Source organism: Candidatus Effluviviaceae Genus V sp. (assembly GCA_014728125.1).
Classification (GTDB): domain Bacteria; phylum Joyebacterota; class Joyebacteria; order Joyebacterales; family Joyebacteraceae; genus WJMD01.
Map to the genome: position 1 here is coordinate 1 of WJMD01000041.1, position 20,132 is coordinate 20,132.

Consider the following 20,132-nt stretch of genomic DNA (forward strand, 5'->3'; position numbering starts at 1 on the left):
GGTCGACGAGAGCAGCAGAATGCCCCTGAAGCCGTAGCTGGCCGGCACGATCCAGAGGTAGTCGATGATCCTCTCGATGACCTCGGGGTTCTCACTGAACGCTCCGGCGACCGGGCGGGCGATGACAGCCAGTACGACCGCTGCACCCACGCCCCAGAAGAAGGCGAAGCGGTTCGCCAACCGGATGCCGCGGCGGAGCCTCCCGAACCGGCCGGCGCCCCAGTTCTGCCCGACGAACGGTGACATCACGCTTCTGAGCGCCATGATCACGGTGAGCGACAGCGTCTCGACGCGGGTCGCGACGCCGAAGGCCGCGACCGCAGGCGGACCGTAGGCCGAGACGAGCCGCGTGATGACGCCGATGCCCACCGGGATCAGGATATTCGACAGCGAGAGCGGCACACCGATGAAGAGGATCCTCCGCCAGGACGACCACACCGCCGCGAGACCGGGGAACCTGAGCGAGATCATCCGCTCGCGCTTCGAGAGCACCCAGAGCGCGACCGAGAAGGTCACGGCGCGTGAACAGACGGTCGCGAGGGCCGCGCCGGCGATCTCGAGCCTGGGGAAGGGGCCGATGCCGAAGATCAGAAGAGGATCCAGCAGGAAGTTCATGCCGACCGCGATCAACATGATGATGCTCGGCGTCAGCGTGTCGCCGGTCGCCCTGATCGCGTTGTTGCCCACCATCGGCACGACGACGAAGATCATGCCGAAGTACCATATCGACATGTAGCGCCGCACCAGCGGAAGAACATCGCCGCCGGCCCCGAGCGCCCGGAAGAGCGGGTCGATCGTCAGAAGACCGATCGTCACGAGCACGGCGACGATCAGGAGCGCGAGAACCAGGCCGTCGGTCGCCAGGCGAGTCGTCTTGTCCCGGTCACCCTCACCGATCGCGCGGGACACGACGGCCGACGTGCCCATCCCGAGCCCGAGCGCCAGGCCCGCGATCACGAAGACGACGGGGAACGTGAACGAGATCGCGGCCAGCTCGTTGGTGCCGAGCCGGCCGACGAAGTAGGTATCGGCGAGGTTGAAGCCCTGCATGCCCACGATCCCGAAGACCATGGGTATCGTCAGGCGTGTCAGGGTCGCCGCGACCGGTCCCTCGACCAGTCGGGCGCTTCCGCGTCCCCTCAGTCCGAATCTCCCTGGTCGTCCTTCTCGATCCGGTAGGCGTTCTCGACGTACTGACTGATCATGCGCTGCGCGTTGAAGAACGAACCGTTCAGGGCTATCGCGTGGCGCATGACGCGCGCGTACTCCTGGGGCCGGTTGTAGAAGAGCGGCAGGATGACGTGCTCGAGCTTCCCGTAGAGCGACGTCCGCTCATCGACGTCGCCGACGTTGTCGCGCCACTCCTCCCCGACGGACCATCCGGTCACGCCCTCGACGTGTCCCTCGATCCACCAGCCGTCGAGCGTCGAGAGGCTGGGTACGCCGTTCAGAGCCGCCTTCATGCCGCTCGTCCCAGACGCCTCACGCGGCTTCTCCGGCGTGTTGAGCCAGATGTCGACGCCCGAAGTGATGAGCCCACCGAGCTCCATGTCGTACCCTTCGAGGTAGACGATCGGGATCTCACCCTCGAGCTCCTCCGCTGCCTGGAAGATCCGACGGATGAGCTCCTTCCCCTTCTCGTCCCTCGGATGGGCCTTCCCCGCATAGATGATCTGGAGCGGGCCGGATATGTTCTTGATCTTCAGGAGCTTCTTCATGTCCGAGAAGATCATGTCGGCGCGCTTGTACGGCGTCGCCCGGCGGGCAAAGCCCACGGTGAAGGTCGCTGGACTCAGTTCGACCCCCGAGCGCTCCCTGACCGCCGCCAGAAGCCGGGCCTTGGCAGCGACGTGTGCCTCGAGCACCTCGTCACGATGAATGCTGACGGCGTACCTGAGGTACCGGTTGTCGCGGCGCCACTCCGGAAGGTGACGGTCGTAGAGCGCGGCGAACGAGGGCGACGTCCACTCCACGGCGTGTACGCCGTTGGTGATCGAGTTGAAGGGATAGGTGGGGAACATGTCCTCGGAGATCTGCTCGTGACGCATCGATACACCGTTGACGTACCGCGAGCAGTGGAGCGCGAGCGACGTCATGTTGAGCTCGCCGTCCGTCAGGCACTTCGAGAGCTCGAGGATGTCGGTCCTCACGGGTCCGAGGACCTTCCTCACAAGCTCAGCGGGGAACCTGTCGTGGCCCGCCGGCACGGGCGTGTGCGTCGTGAAGACGCACTGGGACTGCACGGCCTCGTACTCCTTCTCGGTCGCCGCCCTGGGCTCCAGCTTGCCCATGACCCGCTCGAGCAGCGCCAGCGACAGAAGGGCCGAGTGTCCCTCGTTCATGTGACACGTCTGAATGCTCCTGTGCCCGAGGGCCTCGAGCATGGCGATGCCGCCGATGCCCAGGAGCACCTCCTGACAGAGTCTGTAGCGCTCGTCGCCGCCGTAGAGCTCGCCGGTCAGCCGCTTGTCGTACGGGTCGTTCGGCGCCAGGTTCGTGTCGAGGAAGTAGACGGGGACCGTGTGGCCCTGCACGCCGGCGACGTTGTAGCACCAGGCGTGGATGAGGACCTTGCGCCCCTCGATCTCGACCTCGGTGACCTCGTCCAGCTCCTTGAGATACTCCGCCGGTTCCCAGTCGTAGGCGACCTCGGTCTGGTTCCCGTCCTCGTCCAGCTTCTGCCTGAAGTATCCCTCGCGATGCAGCAGGGTCACCGCGACCATCGGAACGCCTGCGTCGGCCGCCGCCCGAAGGGTGTCGCCCGCGAGGACGCCGAGTCCTCCTGAGTACGTGGGCATCTGCGGCTCGAGGCCTATCTCCATTGAGAAATACGCGATGGTGCGCGGCCGGTCGGAGTGTGTCATGAACGCTCCCTCTCGTAGATCTCGATCGCTTCCGGAAGATGCGTCTCGATGTCCTCGATCCTCGTGTCTGGATGCGGATGGGTCGACAGGAACTCGGGAGGCGTCTGCCCTCCCTCGCGCGCCATCCGTCTCCAGAAAGGCACGGCGGCACGCGGGTCGTAGCCCGCCCGCGCCATCAGGATGAGCCCGATGCGGTCGGCCTCGGACTCGTGTCTGCGGCTGTACGGCAGAAGCACGCCGACCTGCGCGCCCAGGCCGTAGGCGGCCATGGCGAGCTGTCGCGTTCGCTCCGGCTCCTCGTCGAGCGCCCGCGAGAGCGCCGTGCCGCCCAGCTCCGCGATGAGCATCTGGCTCATCCGCTCGTTGCTGTGCCCCGCGACGGCGTGCGCGACCTCGTGGGCCATGACGACGGCCAGTCCCTCGTCGTCCCGCGTGACGTCGAGGATACCAGTGTAGACGCCGATGCGGCCGCCCGGCATGCAGAAGGCGTTGACCGCGTCGTCCTCGATCAGGTTGAACTGCCAGTCGTAAGCCCGCACCTCGTTCTCCAGACCGTTCTCCACGAGGAAGCGCTCGGTCGACTCGGCGATCCTGCGACCGACGCGCACGACGCTGTCTACCTCGGGACCGGAGGTCACGATCTCCGAGCGCTCCATGAGCTGAGCGTAGTTGTCGGCGCCCATCATGACGAGCTCTCGATCCGGCACGAGCGCCAGCTGCTGCCGTCCCGTGACGGGTACGGTCGCGCATCCGGCGGCCAGAACGAGGAGCAGACCCAGCAGGATCGGGCCGGACCGAAGCCCGACCGTCCTCACATCCTCACGCCCCTTCACCATCGTCCTCCTCCGCACCTGCCGTCCCGCAGATGTCGAACCCGCATGCCTTCAGGGCCTTGAGCAGCTCGTTGGGGGTCTCGTACCACTGCCCCCACTTCCTCCCCATGTGTTCGGTCCAGCTGTAGTCGTCGAACGTGAAGGTCTCCTCACGGCCGCCGGCCAGTTTCACCATGTAGTTGGCGCGGCGGTAGTAGTCCTGCGCCAGGTAGCCCTCGTCCATGACGCGGGCGGCCTCCTCGACGGCGGCGGAGTCCATCTCCGGGTACTCGTCCTCGAAGAGATGGAACGACATGGGATAGCGCGGCCGCGTCGGCGGGTCCTCGGCCGGATACCCCATCGTCAGCTGGACTACCGGGAAGACGTGCTCGGGAACCCCGTACTCCTCGCGAAGCGCTGCCGCTATGTAGGGCGCCGCCCCCAGGAAGCAGCTCCCGAGGCCGAGGCTCTCCGCCGCGATGACCATGTTCCCCGCCATGTAGCACGCATCCTGGATGGCGAAGAGCAGGATCGAGAGATCGTTCGTGCGAAGCGGCCAGTCACGGTACGACATGACCTTCTCGAGACGGTGAACGTCAGCGCAGATGGTCCAGAGCAGCGGAGCGCCGAAGGGGTTCTCCTTCGCCTTCCGGGAGAGCAGCAGGCTTCCGAGCTGCGCCGCGAACGGTGCCTGCTGTCCGGCCCTGACGACCGTCTCGAGAACGTCGTCCGGGACCTCGCGGTCCTCGTAGGACCGGATCGACTTCCTGTTCATCATCGCATCGATCACGGGATTCGTGATCACGTTGCCTCCTCCTCACCTCTGCCGCTTCCCGCGGCGCGCCCCGGAGCGGCGGCCGACCAGTAGATGATCCCGGTCACGCTCGGAATGCCGAACGCCAGCACCATTCCCGCGAGATCCCCGCCGCTCGCGAGACCGGCTGCGCGCGCCGCGGCGGCGACCGTCAGGGCGGCGGCAGCACCGATCCAGATGACTACGGCGCCGGCCCGCGGCGTGAACAGACCGACGATGAGTCCTGCCACGACCGCCAGAACACCGAAGCTGAAGACGACGTCGCCCGGCGCCCTCCCCTGCATGAGATGAGCGACCTCGTGGGACGCCTGCCGGGCGAAAAGGAGCAGAACGAGGAGACCCAGGATCCGCGCCAGCCAGCGGCGCAGCCCTCCGGTTCGCCGTCTCCTTCGGTCACCCCGATGGATGCCCACGGTCCTGAAGCTCCTCCGTTCCGGTTCGGTCCGCCTGCGGCAGTCTATCACAGCGGCCGCCGGCCGTGAAGACGCGCCGGGTCTCGGGACGCTCGCCGGCCGTCCGGCGCCTCAGCTTCCGTCGCCGGTCGGAAGCCCGCATCCCCGTCGGCCCCGCCTTTCAACGCTGTCCTCATCGAGCGCGTCCTGCCACCCGTCCTCCGCATCCGGCCGCTCGTCGAACCGTCTCGTGAACGGCTTGATGTCGAGAAGCGGCGTTCCGTCCAGCATATCGACGTCCGCGACGTGCAGCACGGGCCCCTCTCTCGAGAGCACTCGGACCAGGCTCAGACCGATCGGATTCGGCCTCGCCGGGGCCCTCGTCGCGAAGAGCCCGCGTTCCTCGTCCTCGAGAAAGGGCGTCACGTGAAGCCTGGGCTCACCCGCCCGGTGAAGAACGTACAGAAGATAGACGTACGAAAAATCCTCGATGTCGTCGAGGGCCGGCTCCAGTTCCGGGTCGAGTTCGACGCGCCCCGCGATGCCCCTGGCGAAGACGGGCTGGATCGGCGTCTTGCCGGGCTCAGTGTGGGGCGTCCTGATGGTGCCGATGGGCGTCATCTCGTACCGGGTCGCCATGGGGCTCTCTCCGCTACCCGCACGTCAGTCGCGGGCCTTCGTCGCGACCAGCATGATCTCCATCTCGTCGAGCTCGAGGGGGCGGCGGCCCCACGACCCGGCCGTTCCGCCCCACAGGGCGTCGACACGCAGCCCGGCGCATCGGGCCAGGAGCGCCAGCTCCGTGGGGACGAACCCGCGCTCTCTTGTCGTCACCCGGACCTCGCCGTCGGGTCCCTTCTCGACGATGTCGGACGTCTCCGTCATGGTCCCCGCGTCGAAGGCCTCCAGGGGGATCTCTCCGCCTGCCGCCCTGGCGGTCCGGAGCCCGTTCAGCGCCGTGACCACCATCCGCCCGTCGCGGTCGAGCGCGTCCGCCATGCCGCTCAGGATGGCCAGCGGATGCTCGATCGGGTCGTCGCCGGCGCCGAGCAGACCGAAGGCGCCCTCGCAGAGGGAGAGCGCCGCATCGAACGGCCCGCTCGGGAGGTCGCGCGTGGCGTCACCGTGGATCAACTCGAGCTCGACCCCCGCAGTCCGCGCGGCACGCTCGGCCTCACGCAGCATGCCCTTCGAGAGATCGATCCCGGTCACCCGGACGCCGCGCTTCGCCAGCTCTACGGCGTGCCGCCCCGTGCCGCACCCGACGTCCAGGACACGGTCGCCCTCCGACAGTCCGAGTTCGTCGATCAGGAAGTCGACCTCCGCTCCGGTCGCCCTGGTGAAGACGTTCTCCATGTACGACGCCGCGTGCGCGTCGAAGAAGCGCTCCCAGTCGTTCCGTGCCATGCGCGTGTCCTCTCCCGCGTTGTGGTCCGTCCGGCAGGACCCTGGTGCCCGTTCAGACCCCGATACTACACGCCGCCGGGCGCGGCGTCGAGCAGCGAGGACCGCTTGTGCCCGCGCGCGCGTGGGCGTATGATGAATGACGGCAGGCGGCACCCCCTTCGAGAGCGGCACCCCGGACGCGATGTCACATCCCGAGGAAGGACGGATCGCATGCGATTCAAACGAGTCGCCACGGCGGCGGCTTCGCTCTTCATGCTCCTCTCGCTCTGGGCTTCATCAGCCGGAGACCCGGTACCTTCGACACGCCCGATCACCGGCCCGACAGCGCACATCGTCACGAGCGACTCAGATCTCGTCGGCGGCTCGGGCGCAGAGGGAGCCGTCGGGGACGTCCGCCTCGAGAACGGCCGGGTCGTCTTCATCATCGGTTCCCTGGACCACGGCCCGGCCGCGGCCGCGTCCGGCGGCCACCTCCTGGACGCCGCACCGGCGTCCTCGGAGATCGACGTCCTCGGATACGTCCTCCCGACACTGGGCGAGTGGCCGCGGCAGGCCGTCTATGACTCGCTCAGACTGACCGGCGACGCCTCAGAGGCCGCCGTCATCCTGGGAGGACACGACAGCGAGCACACCGGCTGCAGCGTGGTGACGCGCTACCGGCTCGCCGCCGACGAGCCGCATCTCCGTCTCGAGACGGTCGTGCGGAACACGACCGCGGCGTCCGTCGAGCTCGTCGCAGGGGATTCGATCAACTGGCTCCACAGTGAGCACTTCGTCCCCGGCTACGGGTTCGACGTGACGGGCCTCACAACGCTCTACGACGAGTGGGTCGGCGCCGCGGGCGTCTCCTCCTACGGCTACTGCCGGGAGGCGGGACTCATGTCGTCCACGCACGGTCTCGACTGGACCGATACCCGCGTTCTCGACACCACGCTGGCGCCGGGAGACTCGGTCACCTTCCAGCGATACCTGGTCGTCGGCGACGGGCTCTCGGACGCAAGCGACGGCGTCCACGTCGTGCGGGACACACCCGTCGGGGTGGTCTCGGGACAGGTCCTCTCTCGCAACACCGGGCTGCCCCTCGAGGCAGTGACGCTCGACTTCGAGGTCAACGGCCTGGCAATCTACACGCGGGCGGTCACCGGCTCGGACGGCCTCGTCGACGCGACGCTTCCGTCCGCGTCCTATCTCGTCGGTGTCGGAGCGGACGGTTACTACAGCGAGGAGCTTCCCCTCTCGATCGCGACCGGGGAGACGACGGCCGTCGCTCTCGAACTTCGACCGGTCGGATGGAACGCCGACAAGGGCGACACGCTGACGGTCGTCATGCGCCCGATCCTCTCCGTCCCGGGGATCACGACCGCGGGAGGTTCGTTCACCATCGAGGCCCTGGCGCCGCCTTCGACGTCGAACTGGACGGCCGCGCTGCGCCTCGGCTCCGTCGAGACGCCGGTGACGCTCACGCAGACGTCGTACGACGACACACGTGAGCTCTGGACGCTCGACGCCGCCGTGCCGCTCTCCGCGCACGGCGGCCTCCACGACCTGGTCGTCACGGCCTCGGGGGACGTCGCCGACACGGTCGCGAACGCCGTCTCGGTCCGTGAGGCGATCGACGACGACTTCTACATCGTCCACATCACGGACACGCACCTGCCGACCCACAACTACTCACACGACGGCGAGGAGGCCCTCGAGGACTCGTCGGAGATGGAGGACCTCCGCGCGGTCATCAACGACATCAACACTATCAACCCGGCCTTCGTTCTCCTGACGGGCGATCTCGTCAACGAGGGAGAGCTCGAGGACTACCTCGGCATGAGGGTCTACACGCGAGCGAAGCGTCTTCTGAGCGCGCTCGAGGTCCCGGTCTACGTGGTGGCCGGGAACCACGACCTCGGCGGCTGGAACAGCACACCTCCCTCGGACGGCACGGCGCGGCGCGACTGGTGGCGCTTCTTCGGATGGCGCTACCTGGCCGACCCGCCGGCCGGGTGGCCTGTGCGGACGCAGGACTACAGCTTCGACTACGGAGGCGTTCACTTCGTCGGTCTTGAGACCTACGACAACTACGATCTCTGGAGACAGGAGATCTACGGGTACGACAGCCTGACGGACGACCAGTACGCCTGGCTCCTCTCGGACCTGGAGCACGCAGGCGCGCTGACGCCGACCGTGCTCTTCTACCACTACGATTTTTCGAACCAGATCGACCTGTCGGAGCTCGGCGTCGAGTGCGCTCTCTGGGGGCACATCCACTGGTCCTCGGGCTCGATCACCGAGCCTCCCTACAGCATCTCGACGGGCACGGTCTGCGACGGGCGCCGCCTCTACCGCCTCGTCCGGTTCTCCGACGGGGATGTCCTCCCCTCCCACACCATCAGCGCCGGTGCGCAGGGACTGCTGCTCAGAACGGCCTACGACGCTCCGAACGACGGCACCGCGTCCTCCGTGACGGCCGTCGTGACGAACGAGACGAGCGAGCGGTTCGAGCACGGCGTCGTCCGTTTCAAGCTCCGCGCCGACGACGCGCCGTACGCGACCGACGAAGGGACGATCATCAGGACGGTCGTCGACGGCACGACGGCCCACTGTCTCGTCTCGCTCGACATACCGGCCCACGGCTCGGCCGCCGTCACGGTCTTCCCGGACACGACAGGCGCGGAGGAGCCGTCGTCGACCGTCCTGCACCAGAGTCGCCCGAACCCCGCCCGCTCTGGCACGACGCTCGGGTTCGTGCTAGCATCCCGCTCAAGGGTGGCCCTCGAGGTCTACGACGTGACGGGCCGCCTGGTCGCCGTCCCGTTCGAGGGAGAGGCAGGGCCGGGTCCCCACGATGTCTCCTGGAACCTGACAGACCGGAACGGCAGGCCGGTCGCCTCGGGCGTCTACTTCGAGCGGCTCAGCGGCGAGGGGTTCTCCACCACGCGAAAGCTCGTCGTCATCAGATAGCGAGGGAGGGATCATGCGCCTGCTCGTCCTCGGCGGCGGTCTCATGGGCCGCGCTGCAGCCTCGGACATGACCCGGCAGCCCGACGTCGAGAAGGTCCTCGTCGCCGACGTCGACCCGGCGTGTCTCGAGGCGACGGAGAAGCTCGTCGACTCGGAGAAGCTCGAGACGATCGAGCTGAACGTCGGCGAGGTCTCCGATGTCGCGGCCGTCATGGAGGGAGTGGACGCGGCCCTCGGAGCCGTCAGCTACACCTACAACGTCGAGCTGGCGAACGCCGCCATCGACGCCGGCATCCACTACTGCGATCTCGGCGGCAACAACTCGGTGGTCGACGGCGAGCTGGCGCTCGACGCCAAGGCGAAGGAGCGTGGCGTCACGGTGATCCCCGACACGGGGCTCGCTCCCGGGATGGTCTCGCTTCTCGCCATGCACGGCGTCGAGGCGATGGACGAGGCCGAGGACGTGCACATCCGCGTAGGCGGCCTTCCGGTCGACCCGAGGCCGCCGCTCGACTACATGATCGTCTTCTCCGTTCAGGGCCTGATCAACGAGTACGTCGAGCCGTGCCTCGCGATCCGCCAGGGACGGACCGTCGGCGACCTCAAGCCCCTCACGGAGGTCGAGAGCATCTCGTTTCCCGACCCGTTCAAGAACCTCGAGGCGTTTCACACGTCGGGCGGGGCGTCGACGCTTCCCCGGACGCTTCTCGGCACGGTCCGCAATCTCGATTACAAGACGATCCGTTACCCCGGCCACGCGGCCAAGATGCGCGCGATGTACCGGCTCGGTCTCATGAGCCGCGACCCGGTCGACGTCGACGGCGTCACCGTCCAGCCGCGGAGCGTCCTCGAGCGTCTTCTCGCGCTCAACCTGCCCCGCTCGGGTCGCGACGTCGTCCTTCTCAGAGTCACGGTCACCGGAACGAGGGACGGACGGGACATGCTCGCCACCTACGAGATGGTAGACTACGGTGAGCCGGACCGTGGGATCACGGCGATGATGCGCGACACGGCCTACCCGTCCGCGGTCATCTGCATGATGATGGCGCGCGGCGAGACGAAGCCGGGGGCATCGCCTCAAGAGCTGGCGGTCGACGGCGCACGATTCATCGAGGAGTTGAAGCGTCGCGGTCTCCCGCTCGACGTGCGTCTCGAAACGCGGTGACCCCCTCAGAGCGAGGCACGAACATGAAGACACCGGCCGCGGCACTGGCCGCACTCACGCTCCTGGCCTGCACGGCCGGAGCCTCCACGGTGAACGAGCTCGAACTGCCGGACATCTCCGCGTTCGCCGTCGGCATCGAGACCAACGTGCGCTCCGTCGAGACCCTGGACGCCGACGCCCTCACGGATTCACTTCGAGCCGCCGACGCGCGCGGAGAGACGTGGACCGTCGAGCCTCTGAGAGTCGGTCTTGAGCTCGTACCCCGCCGTCTCGTCGGACGCCGTCGAACGGTCGAAGCCCGGTACGCGCCGGGCGAGTGGGAGCCCGGCCGTCCGTTCAGCTGGGTCCGCGTGACCGTCGAGGACGGCGGATGGCTGGACGATTCCGTCACCGGGGTCAGGTACGTCCTCTGGCTCGTGCCGTGCGGGGACGGCTCCCTTCGCGTCCGCCGCGCGCTTCGCGCCCATCTCTGCGACAGGCCCTACTGGCGCTACTACTCGGCCGACCCCTGCCCGTGACCTCAAAGGGAGGACCCTCGTGAAGGAGCACCTGCTGATACTGGTCGCCGCACTGCTGATCGTGCCCGCGTCGGCGACGGCCGACACGGCGCCGCTCATCGTCGACGCGGAGTGGCTGTCGGCGCATCTCGACGACCCGGATGTCCGGATCATCGACATCGGGCGAGACATCTACGAGTTCGGAGCGGGCCACATACCCGGCGCATCGTACGTGGACAAAGACTGGCTCGGACGCGAGGTCGACGGCGTTCCGGGCATGCTCGTCTCGACCGAGACGATCTCGGTCGTGCTGGATGCGGCCGGCGTGACCGACACTTCGACCGTCGTCATCTACGACGAGGCCCCGGGACTCTGGGCGTCGCGTCTTCTCTGGGCCATGGCGTATCACGGGCACGGCGACGTCCGCGTCCTGAACGGCGGCTGGATGAACTGGATCTGCTGCGGCTTCGAGGTCGAGGCGCACAGGCCGCACATCGCCGACGGCGACTTCGAACCCGTCGTCATCGACAGTCTTCTCGCCACGAGCGACTGGATCCTCGAGCGCCTGGACGACCCCGGTGTCGTGCTTCTCGATGTCCGGTCTCCCGAGGAGCTCTCCGGTGAGGACATGAAATCCGAACGGGACGGCCGGATTCCCGGCGCCGTCCACTACGAATGGTCCCGCTCACTCGAGCCCGACGGCTCGGGGCTTCTGAGACCCGAGGATGAGATCCTCGGAGCGCTTGCGGAGCTCGGTGTGACGCCCGACAGCGAGGTCGTGACCTACTGCCAGATCGGCGCCAGGGCGGCGCACAGCTATCTTGTCCTCAGGCACCTCGGCTTCGACCGGGTCCGGGTATACGACGGCTCGTGGGCCGAGTGGGGGAACGACCCAGAGCTGCCGGTGGAGACACCGTAGCCACGCTTGGCTCGAGGCGGCCCGGTGCGACTCACCACGAAGGGTGGACCTCCCCGCACGAAGAGAACCGGCACGGGCGACGTCGGACGGTGTGTGATGCGTCTCACTCACCCAGGGAGGTCGCCATGCTGCTCCGGACGATCATCTGCGCGCTGCTCCTTGCTGCACCCGCCGCCGACGCCGCCGCCGGCACCGGTCGCACCCGGCCTGTCATCCCGATGGAGAACCTCGCCGACACGACATCGCTCCACGACGTCTACGAACGGTGCATCGAAGCCTCGGGCGGGCGCGAAGCCCTGCGGGCGCTCGATACCCGCGTTCTCACAGCCCGACTGGTGACCGACCTGGCCTGGGATCCACCGGTCCATGAGGTCGACACGCTGGTCGCGTACGTGAAGGCCCCGGACGCCTACCTCATCGTGCACAGGAGCGCGAAGGGCACCTGGGTCGAAGGCTCGTCCGAGGAGGGGCACTGGAAGCGTGAGGTCGACGGCTCGGTCGTCGAGACCGCAGGGCCCGACCCGTTCATCGGATGGCTCACCGACGTACGCTTCCCTGCGAACCTCGACGCCGCGTTCCCCGAAGCGGAACTCGTCGGCATCGACGTCATCGACAACAGACACTTCTACGTCGTGGCCGTCGACGACCGGCCCGTTCACAACCTCTACTTCGATGTCGAGACCGGCAGGCTCGCGCGGCTCGGATTCCACCACGTGCTCGAGGACTTCGTCGCGACCGACGGGGCGCTTTTTCCCGGTCGCGTGGTGCACAGCAGGAAGGGCGGCTCCGACGTCTTCGAGATCGAATCGGTGCACCAGAACATCCCCCTGGACGATGTCCTCTTCGAGCCTCCGGCCGCTCTCGACTGATCTCCGCCGAACGGTCGCCCGCGGGCGACGCGTTTGACGCCACGGGCGTCGGCACACGACGGCGTCCACGGTGTTGGCGCCCGCCGCCTCCTGTGCTACCATCCCGCGCGATTCGAGGCTGAATTCGAGTCACGCCCCCGGGTCCCCCCCAAGGGCCGCCACCTGGGGTCCGCTCGAAGCATGGAAGGAGGTCGCCGTGCCGGCATCGACCGTCTTCTGGGTCGTCGTTCCGCCGATCGTCCTCATCCTCCTCACGATCATCTTCTTCGTCCGCACCAGAGAGAGGAGGTAGCGCATGGACCCGGTCCTCATCGGCTTCATCGGCTACCTGTTTCTCGTCGTGGTCGTCGGCCTCATCGCGTTCCGGTTCACGAAGACACTCGCCGACTTCCTCCTGGCGGGCCGCAGACTCGGCGCGTGGGTCGTCGCCTTCAGTGAACGCGCCAGCGGCGAGAGCGCGTGGCTCCTGATCGGCCTGCCGGGGCTTGCTCTGGCGAGCGGGTTCTCCGCCATCTGGTCGTCGATAGGATGCGCGATCGGCATCTTCGCCTCGTGGACGCTCGTTGCGAGAAGGCTCAGGGAGCAGACGGAGAAGCTCGGCGCCCTGACCCTCCCCGACTACTTCGAGGCCCGGTTCCGCGATTCCTCGCACGTGCTCCGCATCGTCTCGATGGCGATCATCGTGTTCTTCTTCACGTTCTACGTCTCGGCGCAGTTCCTGGCCGCCGGGAAGGTCCTCCACACGACCTTCGGACTCGAGCCGCTCTGGGGCATGGCGATCGGCGCCATCATCATCCTCTTCTACACGATCATGGGCGGCTTCTTCGCCGTGGCGTGGACCGACCTCGTCCAGGGCATCCTCATGGCATTCGCCATGATCATTCTCCCGGTCGCGGCCTGGATTGAGATGGGCGGAACCGCCGGGATCGCGGAGCGCATCGCGGCCGTCGACCCCGATCTTCTGACCGTGACGGGAGGTGAGACGGGACGCTCGCTCATCATGGGCCTCGTCATCGGCAGTCTCGGCATCGGACTCGGCTACGTCGGACAGCCGCATCTTCTGACGCGCTTCATGGCCATCCGGCGTTCGAAGGACCTCAGGAAGGGGACCCTCATCGCGATGTCGTGGGTCGTCATCGCGTTCTGGGGAGCGGTCCTTGTGGGCATCGCCGGGCTTGCCTACTTCGGACCCGATGCGCTGACCGACTCGGAGCACGTCATGCCGGAGGTGGCCAAGGCGTTCCTTCCCGCGGGACTGGCCGGCGTCATCATCTCGGCCGCCATCGCCGCGATGATGTCGACGGCCGACTCGCAGCTCCTCGTCGCCACCTCGGCCCTCTCCGAGGACATCTACCACCAGCTCGTGAACCGCGAGGCGTCCCAGCGGCGACTCGTGGCCCTGAGCCGCATCGGGACGCTCGTTATCGGCGCCGTCGCGTTCATCCTCGCCCGTCGGGCCGAGGAGACCGTCTACTGGTTCGTCCTCTACGCCTGGGCCGGTCTCGGAGCGGCGTTCGGACCGGGCATGGTCCTCTCCCTCTGGTGGAAGCGGACGACGAAGTGGGGCGTGCTGGCGGGTATGATCGTCGGGGCGGCGACGTCGGTGATCTGGCACAACGTCGAGGCCCTCAAGGAGATCGTGTACGAGCTGGTGCCGGCGTTCGTCCTGGCCCTTATCGCCGTCGTCGTCGTGAGCCTGCTGACGCGTCCGTCTGAACGCGGCGTTGAAAGCGGGCCGTAGGTCAGCGGGATATCATTGAATTCTCGGAATCCACCGTTTTCCACTGGAACTCCCCGGTGGAGGCTCCACCTCGGAGCCGTCGGTCCTCAGACACAGCGAAAGCCCGGGCCGGAAACCGGCCCGGGCTTCTTCGTGCTCTGAGTCTGCGTCCCGTGCGCGCCGGTCGCGCGCGAGGTCCGCTGAGCTCCGTCGTCAGACCTTCTCCGACACCGACTTGCCCTGCAGGAAGAGGAGCAGGTAGTCGCGGCTGCCAGCCTTCGAATCGGTACCCGACATATTGAAGCCGCCGAACGGATGGACGTCGACGAGCGCACCGGTGCACTTCCGGTTGAAATAGAGGTTCCCGACGTGGAACTCTCTGCGCGCCTTGTCGAGCTTCTCCCGGCTGTTGGTGATCACGGCGCCCGTCAGGCCGTACTCCGTGTCGTTGGCGATGCGGATGGCGTCGTCGAAGTCCTGCGCCTTGATGACGGCGCAGACCGGTCCGAAGATCTCCTCCTGCCCGATCGTGTCGCGCGACTTGACGTCCGCGATGATGGTCGGCTCGATGAAGAAGCCGTTCCCGGCGTCCCCGGCGGGCTTCCCTCCGTGGAGGAGCCTTCCGCCTTCCTTCTGACCGATCTCGATGTACTTGAGGATCGAGTCCATCGCCCGCTGGTTGATGACCGGACCCAACCAGTTCTCCTGCTCTCTCACCGGACCGACGGTGATGGTCTCGGTCTCCTTCACGAGCTTCTCGAGGAACTCGTCGTAGACGTCGTCGACGACGATGGCGCGCGAGCAGGCCGAGCACTTCTGCCCCTGGAATCCGAAGGCGGCCGTCTTCACGGCCTTCGCCGCCATGTCGAGGTCGCAGTCGGCGTCGATGACCATCGCGTCCTTGCCGCCCATCTCCGCGACGACCCGCTTGATCCAGATCTGCCCCGGCTGCGTCTTCGCGGCGAGCTCGACGATGCCCAGACCGACATCGCGGGAGCCCGTGAACGAGATGAATCGGGTCCGCGGATGGCCGACGAGGGTGTTGCCGATGGCGCCGCCCGAACCGGTCACGAAGTTGACCACGCCGGCCGGCAGCTTGATCTCCTCGAGGATCTCCATGAACTTCCGGCCGATGAGCGGGGAATCGCTCGAAGGCTTCAGGACGACCGTGTTGCCGGTGACGAACGCGGCCGACGTCATGCCGACGAGGATGGCGAGTGGGAAGTTCCACGGCGGGATGACGACGCCGACGCCGAGCGGAATGTAGAAGTACTCGTTCTGCTCGCCGGGGATCTCCGTCAGGGGCTGCGGCTGCGCGTAGCGGAGCATCTCTCGACCGTAGAACTCGAGGAAGTCGATGGCCTCACAGGTGTCGGCATCGGCCTCGATCCAGTTCTTCCCCTCCTCGAGGACCATCGTCGCGTCGAGCTCGAGGCGGCGCCGACGCATCACCTCGGCCGCCTTGAAGAGGTACTCGGCGCGCTCCTCAGCCGGGGTGCGGCTCCAGGACTCGAACGCCGCGTCGGCCGTCTCGATGGCCTTCTGCGCGAGGTCCGGGGTCGCCTTCTGGAAAACCCCCAGCACCTGGTCCTTGTTCGAGGGGTTCCTCGTCTCGAAGGTGCCGTCGCCCTTGACGCGGTCGCCGCCGATGATGAGATCGTACTCCGTCCCCGCCTCAGCCTCCACCCCGGCGACGGCCTCCTGCATCTCCTTCCGGAGCCCCTCGTCCTTGAAATCGTAGACCGCCTCGTTCTTGAACGGCTGCTTCATGGTCAGTCTGCTCCCTTTCTTCGGGACCTTCCTGGATCGTACCCTGAATCCCGGGGCCTCAGGTGCCTTCGTCACGCATCGGTCCAGCCATGATACCTGAGCGGCATCACGCCTTCAAGTCTCGGGGCGCGCAGGCCCCCGGACCGAGCACGGGGGCGTCCCGCCGGCCGCCTCCGGGCGACGCCGCTTTCCGCTGGCCCGCCGGCTCTGACGTGATAGAATGCTCGGAGCAAACCGGGTTCGAGCGACCAACTGGAGGACGCGTTGTGAAACTCCTGATCACCGGCGGCGCCGGCTTCATCGGCAGCAACTTCATCCGCTCCTATCTCGAGCGACACGAGGACTGCGCCATCGTCAACCTCGACAAGCTGACGTACGCGGGCAACCTCGAGAACCTGCGCGACGTCGAGGACGACCCCAGATACGCGTTCGTTCACGGCGATATCTGCGACGCGGACGTCGTCGCGGAGGCCATGGAGGGGGTCCGCGCTGTCGTCAACTTCGCCGCGGAGACGCACGTCGACCGTTCGATCGGCGACCCGGAGGGCTTCCTCAAGACGGACGTGCTCGGTGTCCACACGCTGCTCGAGGCCGCCCGCGAGTACGGCGTCGAGCGCTTCGTTCAGATATCGACGGACGAGGTCTACGGCCCCACGCTCGGCGGGGCTTTCCGCGAGGACGCGCCCCTCTCGCCGCGGAACCCGTACTCGGCGAGCAAGGCCGGCGGGGAGCTTCTGGCACGCTCGTACTTCGTGACCTACGACCTCCCGGTCATCGTCACGCGCGGCGCCAACAACGTCGGCCCGAACCAGTATCCGGAGAAGGTCGTCCCGCTCTTCGCGACGAACGCGATGGACGATCAGCCGCTTCCCCTCTACGGGAGCGGCGACCAGGAGCGCGACTACACGCACGTCCTGGACCATGTCAGCGGCGTCGAGGTCGCACTCGAGAAGGGCGAGCCCGGGGAGATCTACAACATCGGCGCGGGCAATCACATGAGGAACAGGGACATGGCCCGGCTCATCCTGGACGAGCTCGGTAAGCCCGAGGAGCTCATCGTCCACGTCCGCGACCGCGAGGGGCACGATTTCCGGTACGCCATCGATTCGACGAAGCTCCGCCGTCTCGGCTGGGAGCCGAGGTACTCGGCCGAGGAGGCCGTTCGCGACGCCGTTCGCTGGTACGCTGAGCACCGCGACTGGTGGGAGCCGATCAAGTCCGGTGAGTTCCGGGAGTACTACGAGCAGCAGTACCGCGAGCGTCTGAGCGAGGCCGGCGTCTGAGCGAAGAGGGCTCCATCCAGCAACCCTACCCGCGCTCGTACCACGCGCTGCCCACGAGGAGCGCGATGGCGACCCCGACGATCACGCCCACGAAGACGATGAGGGAGAGCGCACCGAGCCAGCGCACGGTCAGCGGAAAGGCGATCATGTAGACGCCGAGACCGGCGAGGAGCCCACCCATGAAGCGCCCGAGCGCCGCGGGGTCCTCGACAGAGTCCTTGTCATACCCGCGAACGAGCCCGAGATAGCGACCCTGCCAGAAGACCCTCGAGACGGCCACGACCAGTATGCCGATCGGAACGGTGACGTAGGCCGAGCTGGCGGCGACCGTAGCCGACGGGAACGGCACGTCGCCTGTCGGCATGCCGGGCAGGTTCACGAACGACAGCACGCTCCATGCGGAGACCATACGTCCTCCCTCCCGCATCGATCGAGAACACCGGTGCAGAGGCGACAATACACCGCGGGTGGCGCCTCCACAACAGACAAGCGCGCGCCCGAAAACGCTTGAAGAACCGGACCCCCGGGCCTACCATGTGGGCGCTGCTCGCGGCCGCTCGGACAGTCCAACCTTATGCGGGAGAGCCGGACATGACCAGAGACGATTGCATCGGTGTCGTCGAGGAACGCGGGATACGCTTCATACGATTGCTGTTCACGGACATCGTCGGATTCCCGAAGTGCGTGACGATCACCAGCGAGGAGCTCGAGGATGCGCTCGACGAGGGGAAGGGGTTCGACGGCTCGTCTATCGAGGGGTTCACGCGCATCCACGAGAGCGACATGATCGCCAAGCCGGATCCTGCGACGTTCAAGATCCTCCCGTGGAACGACGGCGGCGAGGAAGCGCTCATGTTCTGCGATGTCCTCACGCCTGACGGCACGCCGTATGAGGGCGACCCCCGCTACTGCCTGAAGCGCATGCTCGAGCGGACGGCAGCCATGGGCCTGACCTACTACGTCGGCCCCGAGCTCGAGTACTTTTACTTCACGAGCGCGACCGATCCGGGCGTTCTCGACCACGCCGGCTACTTCGACCTGACGCCGCCCGACCTCGGCGAGGCGCTCCGGAAGAAGACGATTCTGGCCCTCGATTCGCTCGGCATCCCGGTCGAGTACTCCCACCACGAGGTCGCCCCGAGCCAGCACGAGATCGACCTCAAGTACACCGACGCGGCGACGATGGCCGACGCGACGATGCTCTACAAGCTCGTGGTCAAGGAGATCGCGCGGAAAGAGGACGCCTACGCGACCTTCATGCCCAAGCCGCTCTACGGAGAGAACGGCAGCGGCATGCACACCCACATGTCGCTCTTCGAGAAGGACCGGAACGCGTTCTTCGATCCCGAGGGCGAGGGGCACCTCTCGCCCATGGCCCGTTCCTTCGTCGAGGGCATCCTGCGGCACGCCCGCGAGATCACCCTCGTGACGAACCAGTGGGTGAACTCCTACAAGCGGCTCGTCCCCGGCTTCGAAGCGCCCGTCTACGTCGCGTGGGCCCGCCGGAACCGCTCGACGCTCGTTCGCGTCCCTCAGTACCGCCCGGGCAACGAGCTCGCCACGCGCATCGAACTCAGGAGTCCCGACCCCGCGTGCAACCCGTACCTCGCCTTCGCCGTCATGCTCGCGGCGGGCCTCAAGGGCGTCGAGGAGAACTACGAGCTCCGGGACCCGCTCGAGTCGGACATCTACATCATGCCCCACGAGGAGCGTCTGAGCCACGGCATCGAGATGCTGCCGGGGAGTCTCGGCGAGGCTATCGTGATGGCCGCCGACAGCGAGCTTCTCAGGGAGACGCTCGGGAACGAGACCTTCGAGAAGCTCATCCGGAACAGAACGGCCGTATGGGACGACTACAGGAGCATCGTCACGCCGTACGAGATGGAGCACGATCTGCCTGTGCTGTAACCGAAGGGAGGCCTGCGATGCAGAGGCTCGTGGCGCTTATGATGATCGCAGCCGCGGCGCTCGTTCTCTCCTCCTGTTCCTCCAGCGACCCGTCGTCGGCAGACAGCACGCCGCCGACGGTCACGGACTGGAGCATCGACGACGGCGCGACCGACGTCGGGCTCATCACGCCGGTCGAGGTGACGTTCTCCGAGGACATGGACCCCTCGACCATCACGGACACGACCGTCTACGCCGTCGGACGCGCCCCCCGGGGCTACGTCGAGTACGACGAATCGTCCCGCACGGCGACCTACCTGCCCGACACGCTGTACGCACAGCAGGTCTGGCACGCGCTCGTCATCGACGGGCCGACCGACGAGAGCGGGAATCCGATCGTCCGCGACTCGGTGTCGTTCCAGACGGGCGCTCTCGACTGCGCGCATCTTGAGGACTATCTCGAACCGAACGGCGACCTGCTCACACCTTCCCTGCTGCAGCTCGACCGCGAGTATCACACGCTCGCCATTTGCGGCGACGACGAGGACTTCGTCTCGTTCACCCTCGACGAGACGAAGAAGGTGACGGTCACCTGCCATTTCGTCCATGCGGACGACGAGGACTGGTTCATCGAGTTTCAGCGCTCAGACGGCGAGAGCTACACGTGGCAGAGCTCTGCGGCATCCACCGGCCTCACACGTGAGTTCTACTTCTCATTCATGCCTGGAACGTACGTCGTCGAGCTCGACGGTCAGAGCGACCCGACCTACATCCTCTACGA

The 20,132-nt window shown here is 66.9% G+C and carries 18 protein-coding genes; 9 read left to right on the forward strand and 9 right to left on the reverse strand.

The features are described 5' to 3' along the window. The 7 genes from GF405_02125 to GF405_02155 form a co-directional block, all read right to left on the reverse strand. On the reverse strand, window positions 1–1,071 hold a 1,071-nt coding region (locus GF405_02125), incomplete at its 3' end, for an MATE family efflux transporter (protein MBD3366955.1). Window positions 1,072–1,139: 68 nt separating this feature from the next. Next, window positions 1,140–2,864 (reverse strand): alpha-glucan family phosphorylase, encoded by a 1,725-nt coding sequence (glgP, locus tag GF405_02130; protein ID MBD3366956.1) that lies wholly within the window; start codon window positions 2,862–2,864, stop codon window positions 1,140–1,142. Then, entirely contained in the window at window positions 2,861–3,700 is an 840-nt protein-coding gene (locus GF405_02135; GenBank protein ID MBD3366957.1) for a M48 family metalloprotease, read from the reverse strand. The genes glgP and GF405_02135 overlap by 4 nt, the downstream gene beginning before the upstream one ends. Next, window positions 3,684–4,481 carry a hypothetical protein gene (locus GF405_02140; protein ID MBD3366958.1) on the reverse strand — a complete coding sequence of 266 codons (798 nt, stop codon included), beginning with the start codon at window positions 4,479–4,481 and terminating at the stop codon, window positions 3,684–3,686. Before GF405_02140 ends, GF405_02135 begins: the two co-directional genes overlap by 17 nt. Next, window positions 4,478–4,903 carry a hypothetical protein gene (locus GF405_02145; GenBank protein ID MBD3366959.1) on the reverse strand — a complete coding sequence of 142 codons (426 nt, stop codon included), beginning with the start codon at window positions 4,901–4,903 and terminating at the stop codon, window positions 4,478–4,480. The genes GF405_02140 and GF405_02145 overlap by 4 nt, the downstream gene beginning before the upstream one ends. Before the next feature lie 111 nt (window positions 4,904–5,014). Further along, entirely contained in the window at window positions 5,015–5,521 is a 507-nt protein-coding gene (gene tsaA / locus GF405_02150) for a tRNA (N6-threonylcarbamoyladenosine(37)-N6)-methyltransferase TrmO (GenBank protein ID MBD3366960.1), read from the reverse strand. A gap of 24 nt (window positions 5,522–5,545) precedes the next feature. Next, complete coding sequence (locus GF405_02155) at window positions 5,546–6,289, reverse strand: methyltransferase domain-containing protein (protein MBD3366961.1); 744 nt, start codon at window positions 6,287–6,289, stop codon at window positions 5,546–5,548. Window positions 6,290–6,418: 129 nt separating this feature from the next. Between GF405_02155 and GF405_02160 the strand changes: the two genes are divergently transcribed. The 6 genes from GF405_02160 (at window position 6,419) to GF405_02185 (ending at window position 14,432) form a co-directional block, all read left to right on the forward strand. Beyond that, the gene (locus GF405_02160) at window positions 6,419–9,241 is read left to right on the forward strand and encodes a T9SS type A sorting domain-containing protein (GenBank protein MBD3366962.1); all 2,823 of its coding nucleotides are present in this window, start codon (window positions 6,419–6,421) and stop codon (window positions 9,239–9,241) included. Window positions 9,242–9,254: 13 nt separating this feature from the next. Further along, on the forward strand, window positions 9,255–10,406 hold the full coding sequence (locus GF405_02165; GenBank protein ID MBD3366963.1) for a saccharopine dehydrogenase: 1,152 nt from the start codon (window positions 9,255–9,257) through the stop codon (window positions 10,404–10,406). 23 nt (window positions 10,407–10,429) lie between these two features. Further along, window positions 10,430–10,924 carry a hypothetical protein gene (locus tag GF405_02170; protein MBD3366964.1) on the forward strand — a complete coding sequence of 165 codons (495 nt, stop codon included), beginning with the start codon at window positions 10,430–10,432 and terminating at the stop codon, window positions 10,922–10,924. A gap of 19 nt (window positions 10,925–10,943) precedes the next feature. Next, window positions 10,944–11,822: a sulfurtransferase gene (locus GF405_02175; GenBank protein MBD3366965.1), complete on the forward strand. Its 879-nt coding sequence runs from the start codon at window positions 10,944–10,946 to the stop codon at window positions 11,820–11,822. Between the two features lie 125 nt (window positions 11,823–11,947). Beyond that, the gene (locus GF405_02180; protein MBD3366966.1) at window positions 11,948–12,691 is read left to right on the forward strand and encodes a hypothetical protein; all 744 of its coding nucleotides are present in this window, start codon (window positions 11,948–11,950) and stop codon (window positions 12,689–12,691) included. Between the two features lie 295 nt (window positions 12,692–12,986). Next, a complete protein-coding gene (locus tag GF405_02185) occupies window positions 12,987–14,432 on the forward strand; it encodes a sodium/solute symporter (protein MBD3366967.1) in 1,446 nt (481 codons plus the stop codon). Between the two features lie 192 nt (window positions 14,433–14,624). Here GF405_02185 and pruA read toward each other — a convergent pair whose 3' ends face one another. Continuing rightward, entirely contained in the window at window positions 14,625–16,181 is a 1,557-nt protein-coding gene (gene pruA, locus GF405_02190) for an L-glutamate gamma-semialdehyde dehydrogenase (protein ID MBD3366968.1), read from the reverse strand. A gap of 89 nt (window positions 16,182–16,270) precedes the next feature. Here pruA and rfbB point away from each other — a divergent pair, with 89 nt between their 5' ends. Beyond that, a complete protein-coding gene (gene rfbB / locus GF405_02195) occupies window positions 16,271–17,464 on the forward strand; it encodes a dTDP-glucose 4,6-dehydratase (protein ID MBD3366969.1) in 1,194 nt (397 codons plus the stop codon). A gap of 25 nt (window positions 17,465–17,489) precedes the next feature. Here the strand turns inward: rfbB and GF405_02200 are convergent, their stop codons facing one another. Next, entirely contained in the window at window positions 17,490–17,873 is a 384-nt protein-coding gene (locus tag GF405_02200; GenBank protein ID MBD3366970.1) for a hypothetical protein, read from the reverse strand. A gap of 182 nt (window positions 17,874–18,055) precedes the next feature. On the opposite strand from GF405_02200, the gene GF405_02205 reads away from it, so the two are divergent. Together GF405_02205 and GF405_02210 are read left to right on the forward strand one after the other, a co-directional pair. Continuing rightward, on the forward strand, window positions 18,056–19,372 hold the full coding sequence (locus GF405_02205; GenBank protein MBD3366971.1) for a glutamine synthetase: 1,317 nt from the start codon (window positions 18,056–18,058) through the stop codon (window positions 19,370–19,372). Next, the coding region (locus tag GF405_02210) for a hypothetical protein (protein ID MBD3366972.1) at window positions 19,309–20,132 on the forward strand (824 nt) is incomplete at its 3' end. The genes GF405_02205 and GF405_02210, both read left to right, overlap by 64 nt.